The sequence below is a fragment of the Aeromonas sp. 602200 genome (assembly GCF_049173895.1).
GTDB classification, from domain to species: domain Bacteria; phylum Pseudomonadota; class Gammaproteobacteria; order Enterobacterales; family Aeromonadaceae; genus Aeromonas; species Aeromonas veronii_A.
On the sequence record NZ_JAAKSL010000006.1, the window covers coordinates 203,885 to 211,483 of the forward strand.

6 protein-coding genes and 1 rRNA gene are annotated in these 7,599 nt (G+C 54.4%); 6 read left to right on the forward strand and 1 reads right to left on the reverse strand.

Going from position 1 to position 7,599, the window contains the following annotated elements; translation table 11 throughout:
• Positions 1-198: 198 nt before the first annotated feature.
• Entirely contained in the window at positions 199-675 is a 477-nt protein-coding gene (locus G5221_RS10165; protein WP_266134780.1) for an FxsA family protein, read from the forward strand.
• A 47-nt stretch (positions 676-722) separates the two neighbouring features.
• On the opposite strand, the gene G5221_RS10170 is transcribed toward G5221_RS10165, so the two are convergent.
• A complete protein-coding gene (locus G5221_RS10170) occupies positions 723-2,057 on the reverse strand; it encodes an MATE family efflux transporter (protein WP_266134786.1) in 1,335 nt (444 codons plus the stop codon).
• A 260-nt stretch (positions 2,058-2,317) separates the two neighbouring features.
• Between G5221_RS10170 and G5221_RS10175 the strand changes: the two genes are divergently transcribed.
• From G5221_RS10175 to G5221_RS10195, 5 genes are all read left to right on the forward strand, one after another.
• Positions 2,318-2,611, forward strand: coding sequence for a co-chaperone GroES (locus G5221_RS10175; protein ID WP_005340573.1), 294 nt, complete (start codon positions 2,318-2,320; stop codon positions 2,609-2,611).
• Between the two features lie 44 nt (positions 2,612-2,655).
• The gene (gene groL, locus G5221_RS10180) at positions 2,656-4,290 is read left to right on the forward strand and encodes a chaperonin GroEL (RefSeq protein WP_005341224.1); all 1,635 of its coding nucleotides are present in this window, start codon (positions 2,656-2,658) and stop codon (positions 4,288-4,290) included.
• Positions 4,291-4,394: 104 nt separating this feature from the next.
• The gene (locus G5221_RS10185; protein ID WP_216952894.1) at positions 4,395-4,895 is read left to right on the forward strand and encodes a molybdopterin-binding oxidoreductase; all 501 of its coding nucleotides are present in this window, start codon (positions 4,395-4,397) and stop codon (positions 4,893-4,895) included.
• Between the two features lie 23 nt (positions 4,896-4,918).
• Positions 4,919-6,850 (forward strand): putative bifunctional diguanylate cyclase/phosphodiesterase, encoded by a 1,932-nt coding sequence (locus tag G5221_RS10190; RefSeq protein WP_266134781.1) that lies wholly within the window; start codon positions 4,919-4,921, stop codon positions 6,848-6,850.
• A 438-nt stretch (positions 6,851-7,288) separates the two neighbouring features.
• Positions 7,289-7,599: ribosomal RNA gene (locus G5221_RS10195) — 16S ribosomal RNA — on the forward strand; the annotation flags it as partial.

Here is a 7,599-nt window from a genome sequence, read left to right on the forward strand (position 1 = left end):
GATTTTTATATATTTTTGTGACTTTTTGCTGGTTTTTTAGATTGCTGATGACGTAGGAGTCAGTTGACCAACTTGAAAAAGGGGGGACGGCCCCCATTTATTCAGGGCAGAAAGTGGTGATGACGGGGCGGCAAAATCGCCTCTGACCATCGTTGGATGGGCGCCACTTTTTCTCAATTTACCGGTGCTGGAGTGGATATGGGCAAGTTGTTTTTGTTGTTGGTGGGTCTGGTTGTGCTGGAGCTCACCGTGATGATCGAGGTCGGCTCGGTAATCGGGGCGCTGCCGACTGTCGGCTTGCTCATACTGACTGCGGTATTGGGCTCCTCGCTGGTGCGCAGTGAAGGGATCAAGACCCTGTTCAGCGCCCAGCAAAAGATGCAGATGGGCGAGATGCCGGGCCGCGAGGTGATGGGGGGCATGATGCTGGCGTTGGCGGGCCTGCTGCTGATTATCCCGGGTTTCGTGACCGACATGTTCGGTGTGCTGTTGCTGCAACCCTGGCTGCGCAACAAACTGGCTGACAAGCTGATCGGCAGCAGCCAGTTCCGGATGCAGATGGGCGGTTTCCAGCGTACTCAATCGCCGTTTGGCAACGCACCGTCCGATGATCATCTGGGGAACGCCAAGCAGGGCGGCACTACCATCGAAGGCGAATTTGAGCGCAAAGAGTGAGCGTAAAGAGTAATCGACGAAACGAAAACCCGAGGCGAGTGACTGAATCAGGGTTTACCCTGATGGCACAACGCCTCGAAGCGGTGTCGGGCATACCACCATGCGAGGGTGCCCGCCGCCAGATTGGCCAGCAAGATCCCCAGATATATCCCCTGTTCTCCCCCCAGCTTTGCCCCCAGCCAGGCTCCTGGCAACAGAAAACCAAACAGTCGCAATCCGTTGAACAAGAACGAAATACTGGATGCCCGCACGCCATTGAGTGCCGAGGCCAGCAGCATCACCATGCCCTGAAATCCGTAACCGATCGGCACTAGATGCAGATAGAGAATAATCAGGCGGATGACCTGTGGATGATCGCTGAACAGGTTAGCGATGAGTGGCGCCAGTAGCCAGGTCAGGCCATAGATGGCGAGCTGGAAAAGCAACGCAAAACTCATGCAGCTCTGCAGTGCAGCTTTGGCGCGGGCCGGATTGCCGGCGCCACAGTTTTGCGAGATGAAGGGGGCCAGTACGGAGGCGAGGGCCATCATCACAATCAGCAGCAGCGCCTCGACCCGCGATGCGGCGCCGTAAGCGGCCACCACCTCGGTACCCAGTCCTGCAAAGATCGTCATCAGCACTGCATTGGCCAGGGGGTTGAGCATATTGGTAAAAGAGGCGGGGACGGCGACATGGAGCAGCGCCCGCCAGTGGGACAGCAACCGGGCCCGCGGCGAGAGGCGCCACAGCAGCAAGCCCTCCCGATGACGCAGGATATAGAGGCTGACCAGCATCGCCATCAACCAGGAGATAGAGGTGGCGATGGCTGCCCCGCGGATCCCCCATTCGGGAAAGGGGCCGATACCGAAGATCAACAGAGGATCCAGTACCCCGTTGACCAGCCCGGCTATGGCCATCACCAGACTGGGGGTTTTGGTATCGCCGGTCGCCCGGATGGCGGCATTGCCCACCATGGGCAGCACCAGCATGGGGACGGTGAGATACCAGGTCAGCATGTAGTCATGGATGAGGGAGATAAGCTCGGCACTGGCTCCCAACAGGGTAAACAGGGGGTTGATGGTGAGAGCCCCCCCCGCGGAGAGCAGGGCTACCATGATCACCGCCAGAAACAGGCTGTCGGTGGCGAGATGGGCTGCCTCATCGTGTTTGCCCTGCCCCAGGGTATGACCGATCACCGCTGACAATCCGGCGCCCAATCCCATCGCCAGCGAGGTAACCACAAAAGTGACGGGAAAGGTAAAGCTGATGGCGGCCAGTGCTTCGGTGCCCAGCATACCGATAAAAAAGGTATCGACCAGATTGAAGGCCAGAATGGCGATGATGCCGAAGATCATGGGGCCCGTCATCTGGCGCAGTACGACCGGAATAGGGGCTGTCAGCATGGGGTTGGTGCGGGTCAAGGGCTCGTCTCTACAGCTGGCTTTGAAGGTTCTTGCATCGAAAACGGGCGGCTTGAACCGACCTTGCACCAGGGTGCAGACATGGCTGAACCATCGAAGATGTTTATAGTACGTGAAAAAATTTTTTTTGTATTTGCCCTTGAAGGGTTAGCAACTCTGCCCCACATCAGGGACATATCTAATTTGGCCTGGAACGGCCATTCCTCAAAGCAACAATGAGACTCATTTTGGGAGAGTTATCGATGAAAATTCGTCCACTGCACGACCGCGTCATCATCAAGCGCATCGAAGCTGAAGCCAAATCTGCCGGCGGTATCGTATTGACGGGTACCGCGGCCCAGAAGTCCACCCGTGGTGAAGTGCTTGCCGTGGGGACTGGTCGCATCCTGGATAATGGCGAAGTCAAAGCGCTGGCCGTGAAGGTTGGTGACAAGGTGATCTTCAACGAAGGCTACGGTGTGAAGACCGAGAAGCTGGATGGTCAGGATGTCCTGATCCTCTCCGAAACCGACATTCTGGCGATTGTCGAAGAGTAATCCATCCTCCTTTTTCCCCGAATTGATTTAAGGATTGAAGAAAAATGGCTGCTAAAGACGTTAAGTTTGGTAACGAAGCTCGCATCAAGATGCTGGAAGGCGTCAACATTCTGGCCGATGCCGTCAAGGTGACCTTGGGTCCGAAAGGCCGCAACGTGGTGCTGGACAAGTCCTTCGGCGCCCCGACCATCACTAAAGATGGTGTATCTGTTGCGCGCGAAATCGAGCTGGAAGACAAGTTCCAGAACATGGGCGCCCAGATGGTCAAGGAAGTGGCTTCCAAGGCGAACGATGCTGCGGGTGACGGTACCACTACTGCAACCGTTCTGGCTCAGGCCATCGTCAACGAAGGTCTGAAAGCCGTTGCCGCCGGTATGAACCCGATGGATCTGAAGCGCGGTATCGACAAGGCAGTGGTGGCTGCCGTTGCCGAGCTGCAGGCGCTGTCCCAGCCGTGTGCCGACAGCAATGCCATCGCTCAGGTGGGCACCATCTCCGCCAACTCCGACGAGAAAGTGGGCAAGCTGATTGCCGAAGCCATGGACAAAGTGGGTCGCGATGGCGTCATCACCGTTGAAGATGGTCAGGGTCTGGAAGATGAGCTGGCAGTTGTTGAAGGTATGCAGTTCGACCGCGGCTACCTGTCCCCCTACTTCATCAACAAGCAAGAGACCGGTTCCGTTGAACTGGACGACCCGTTCATCCTGCTGGTTGACAAGAAAGTCTCCAACATCCGCGAAATGCTGCCGGTGCTGGAAGGTGTTGCCAAAGCGGGCAAACCGCTGTTGATCGTTGCCGAAGACGTAGAAGGTGAAGCCCTGGCGACTCTGGTGGTCAACACCATGCGTGGTATCGTGAAAGTGGCAGCCGTCAAGGCGCCTGGCTTCGGTGACCGTCGCAAGGCTATGCTGCAGGATATCGCCGTACTGACTGGCGGTACCGTCATCTCTGAAGAAGTTGGCATGGAGCTGGAAAAAGCGACGCTGGAAGATCTGGGTCGTGCCAAGCGCATCGTCATCACCAAAGAGAACACCACCATCATCGATGGCGTGGGCGATGCCGGTGTGATCGAAGGTCGTGTTGCCCAGATCCGTCAGCAGATCGAAGAGACCTCTTCCGACTACGACCGTGAGAAGCTGCAAGAGCGCGTAGCCAAGCTGGCTGGCGGTGTTGCCGTGATCAAGGTTGGCGCTGCCACCGAAGTCGAGATGAAAGAGAAAAAAGCCCGTGTGGAAGATGCCCTGCACGCTACCCGTGCCGCCGTTGAAGAAGGCGTGGTTGCCGGTGGTGGTGTTGCTCTGGTTCGCGTTGCTGCCAAACTGGCTGGTCTGCGCGGTGACAACGAAGACCAGAACGTCGGTATCAAGGTTGCCCTGCGCGCCATGGAAGCCCCACTGCGTCAAATCGTCATCAACGCCGGTGAAGAAGCCTCCGTCATCGCCAACGCGGTGAAGAATGGTGAAGGCAACTTCGGTTACAACGCTTACACCGAGCAGTATGGCGACATGCTGACCATGGGTATCCTGGATCCGACCAAGGTCACCCGCTCTGCCCTGCAGTTCGCCTCTTCTATCGCCGGCCTGATGATCACCACCGAGTGCATGGTGACCGAGCTGCCGAAGAAAGATGCTCCAGCCATGCCTGATATGGGTGGCATGGGTGGCATGGGCATGATGTAATCATCATCCCGGCTCTGTTTGAGAAACGGCTCGCCTTGGCGGGCCGTTTTTTTATATCTGACTAAACTGAGTCTGTTGATAGCAGAAAAGTGTAAGGGGGAAAGATGAAGGTGCTTGGATGGATAACTCTGCTGTTTGCATTGATTGCCATGCCGCTTGTGGCTGCCGAGGCCCTCAAGGGGCCTGTGATCTTGAAAGTAAGCGGCAATATCAGCTCCCCAGATGAGGTGGACGGCAAAGTGCTTTTTGACTTGGCCACGCTGCAGGCGTTGCCGCAATATGAGATAGTCACCAGCAACCCTTGGGTTGATAAACCTCACAAGTACAGAGGGCCCAAGGTGGCGGACGTGCTGGCCGCAGTGGGGGCTAATGGCAAGAGCATAACCTTGACAGCATTGAACAGTTTTCAGATCCGCATCAATTGGGACAAAGTTGCCAAGTATAACCCTATTCTTGCTTGGGAAGATGACGGGGTAGCCATGAGGGTCCGTGACAAGGGGCCGCTCTGGTTTATGTTGCCGCTTGATCAATATCCGGAGCTGAAGCGCTCTGAATATACCGACATGATGATTTGGCAGCTGGACCTGATAGATATTCAACACTGATAAAAGAGTCACGGGAGCACGGGGTGAAAGGAAAGACCAGGGCGTGGCCACTGCTCGTCATTCTGTATGTATCCATTCTGTCGTTTACCGGGAGCACCCTTTATTGTCTGGTTCAGCTCCAGAATGCGACCAGAGCGATGGAGAAATATACCTATGATGTCTCCTGGGCGCTGATGCAGCTGCAGCTCGAGTTGGGGCGTTTCCTCAGTGCTGTAGAGGTCTACCATTATGGTGGAATAGAGCACAATGACCTGATGTTGCGCTATGACATTCTTTGGAGCAGAACTCCCATCCTGTTGAGCGGTCAGTTGCGTAAAAGCATGCAGGATAAGCAGAAAACCTTGCGCTTGGTGCAACTGATTGAAAACAACATTCGCTATATAGAGCCTGTCATTACCAAGCTGCAGAGCGGAGACTCTGTCTACCAGCAAATAATGATGCGCCTAGCCCCCTTGCAGGAGCCTTTATCCTATGCACTAGCTTCCGTTATGCAGAAGAACATCAACATCTACTCAGAGAATGATCGCCATTTTGGTCAATTGCGTGATGCTCTGCTGTTGATGGTGTCGGGGTTGGTTATCTCGGTTTTACTCCTTAGCTTGCTTCTTGTATATGAAGCTCGACGTCACTTTAGGGCAGCAAGGCGTGACCCGTTGACGGGTCTCTCCAATCGGGTGGCATTGCTGGAACGGATGGAGCTCTGTGCCACTCAGGAGGTACCTTTCGGATTGGTATTGGTCGACATCAACGACTTCAGAGATATCAACAGCAAGTTTGGTTATGATGCGGGCGATTTTTTGCTCAGTGAATTGGCCAGACGGATCAGATTGCTCTGTGAAGAAGGGGAGTGGAGTGGTCGGTTGGGTGGCGATCAATTTGCCATTATCCAGCGTGGTAGCAGCGATCTGCGTCAGGTCAGGGAGCTGGTAGCGCGACTGCTGCACGTTCTGAAGCAAGATATCGTCTATGATAACTATCCCTTCCGGCTCGAGGTGGGGATCGGGATTGCCTTCTATCCGATGGACAGCGATAAAACACAGGAGTTATTGAGTCGTGCGGAACAGGCTCTGTTCCATAGCCGCAAGACCCATGTCCCCTATGTGATTTACGATAACTCCTTGCTCAACGAGACAGCGCGGCGCAAGCATTTGGCCTCGGACATGATCATGGCGCTGGAACACAATGCGTTGGAACTCTATTACCAACCCATCGTCAATCTCGAGAGTGGCCGTTGTGAAGCTGTCGAAGCACTGCTGCGCTGGCGGCATCCGGAGCTGGGCTTTATTCCGCCAAACGAAGTGATCATGGTGGCTGAGGAGTTCCAGCTTGCCGAGCGTCTGGGCGGCTGGGTGTTGAACACCGCTTGCGAGCAGCTTTATCAGTGGCATCAGTTGGGTATGGTCGACCTGCAGATGTGCGTGAATATCTCGCCGGGCATGTACCAGCGCAATTTGCTCAAACTGGTGGCCAAGGCATTGATGGAGAACCACCTGCCAGCCAGCAGTCTGGTTTTGGAGGTCACTGAAGATACCACCATGCGCGAAGTGAAGAATTCGCTGCAACTGATGCAGGATCTCAATCAGCAGGGTGTGTTGTTGGCATTAGACGATTTTGGGACTGGTTATTCATCTTTGAGTTATCTGCAAAAGCTACCTGTGAGCAAGGTGAAGATTGACCGCTCCTTCATACAGGGCATTGATACTTCCATGGAGGCATCCGAGCTGGTCGCCAATATTTGCCGGATGGGGTCCATGCTGGGCAAGAGTCTGGTGTGTGAAGGGATTGAGACACAGGCCCAGTTGGATGTGCTGCGATCCCTGACCGATATCCACTTATATGGACAGGGCTATCTGTTCAGCCGGCCAGAACAGGCGGAGAAAATCTATCAAACCTTGCTGGAGATGGAGGAGCTTTGGCTGGCGCGTCAACAATCGGAAATGGCTTATATGAGTTGAGAAGAGGCTTGCCTGTCATCTGGCTCCATAATGTGTGATTTAGCTCGAATTTTCTTCTTGTTGTTTGTTGTTTGAACGGTTGTGCGGTTTTATCAAAAAAATATGCAAATTACCCTTGCCAGAAAGAATCGGCTCCCTATAATGCGCCTCCATCGACACGGCAAGCGGCAACGCAAACAACCGGGTCGGTAACCTCGAAAAGCCTTTGCAAATAAGGCTTGACTCGAGAAGGCGGTTGAGTAGAATTCCACTCCCGCAGCAACGAACTGTTGCGTCGCTCTTTAACAATTTGAATCAAGCAATCTGTGTGGGCACTCACAGCATCGAGCATCAAAAACAATTTTTGATTTTCAATGTCTGATGAAGTGACCAAAGCAACGAAAGTTGCAGCAGTTAATTCAGCAATTCATTGAGCCGCCTTAATTGGCAACCAAACTTAAATTGAAGAGTTTGATCATGGCTCAGATTGAACGCTGGCGGCAGGCCTAACACATGCAAGTCGAGCGGCAGCGGGAAAGTAGCTTGCTACTTTTGCCGGCGAGCGGCGGACGGGTGAGTAATGCCTGGGGATCTGCCCAGTCGAGGGGGATAACTACTGGAAACGGTAGCTAATACCGCATACGCCCTACGGGGGAAAGCAGGGGACCTTCGGGCCTTGCGCGATTGGATGAACCCAGGTGGGATTAGCTAGTTGGTGAGGTAATGGCTCACCAAGGCGACGATCCCTAGCTGGTCTGAGAGGATGATCA